Annotated in this window: 1 protein-coding gene and 2 pseudogenes; 2 read left to right on the top strand and 1 reads right to left on the bottom strand. The window is 64.9% G+C overall.

Annotated elements, in window-relative coordinates; all coding sequences use genetic code 11:
* The coding region (locus EN914_RS36530) for a MutS-related protein (RefSeq protein ID WP_407067837.1) at positions 1 to 406 on the top strand (406 nt) is incomplete at its 5' end.
* Here EN914_RS36530 and EN914_RS36525 read toward each other — a convergent pair.
* Positions 407 to 877, bottom strand: a pseudogene (locus tag EN914_RS36525) (aldo/keto reductase); the annotation flags it as partial.
* On the opposite strand from EN914_RS36525, the pseudogene EN914_RS39725 reads away from it, so the two are divergent.
* Positions 872 to 979 (top strand): annotated as a pseudogene (locus EN914_RS39725) (aldo/keto reductase); the annotation flags it as partial. The pseudogenes EN914_RS36525 and EN914_RS39725 overlap by 6 nt on opposite strands.

Raw genomic sequence — 979 nt, 5'->3', positions numbered from 1 at the left:
CTTTCACGAAATGACCTCGCTGGCCGGCAAGCTGGCGCGTCTATCCAACGTCACCATGCGGGTCAAGGAATGGGAAAACGACGTCGTCTTCCTGCACGAGGTCGGCAAGGGTGCCGCCGACCGCTCCTACGGCGTGCAGGTGGCGCGGCTGGCCGGCCTGCCGGAAGCGGTGGTCGACCGGGCCAAGGAAGTGCTGCACCAACTGGAAGAGGGCGAAGTTTCGGGCAAGACCAACCGGCTGGTCGACGATCTTCCATTGTTTTCGGTGGCGGTGAAGCGAGAAGCGCCGAAGCCGATCAAGAGCGACGCGCTGGGCGCGGCACTTGGCGACATCAACCCGGACGAAATGACGCCACGCGAGGCGCTGGAAGCGCTCTACCGGCTGAAGGGGTTGGCGGGGACGTAGTCAGATCATCTCCAACCCGCGCTTGCGCGCTGGTGGCGGGAAAGCGCGGTCGAGATCGGCGATGTCCTGCGGCGCAAGCTTGATGTCGAGCGCAGCGACATTCTGGCGGACATGCTCCTCGCTGCTGGCCTTCGGGATGGCGATGACGCCCTCCTGATGCATCACCCAGGCCAGGGCGATTTGCGCTGGGGTCGCATTGTGGCGCCCGGCAATGGCTTCGAGCCTGGCATTGCGCGCCAACGCACCCTGCTCGACCGGAGAATAGGCCATCAAGGGGATGCCGCGCTGCCGGCTCCAGGGCGCCAGATCGAATTCGAGGCCACGCCGGACCAAATTGTAGAGCACCTGGTTGGTCTGGACATTGCCGCCATCGGGCAGGCCGATCAGCTCTTCCATCTCGTCGGTGTCGAAATTGCTGACGCCCCAGTGGCGGATCTTGCCGGCCTTTTTCAGGGCCTCGAAGGCCGCGACGAGACCTTCCTGGTCTCGAAAGTGCTACCGTCGAACGCCTCGCGCGCGGGCGTGCAGCGGGCCTGCGAAAACAGCCTGAAACGCCTGCGCACCGACCGCATC

The organism is Mesorhizobium sp. M7A.F.Ca.CA.001.08.2.1 (assembly GCF_003998455.1).
Taxonomy (GTDB): Bacteria; Pseudomonadota; Alphaproteobacteria; order Rhizobiales; family Rhizobiaceae; genus Mesorhizobium; species Mesorhizobium ciceri.
This window is presented reverse-complemented; position numbering and strand designations above follow the sequence as displayed.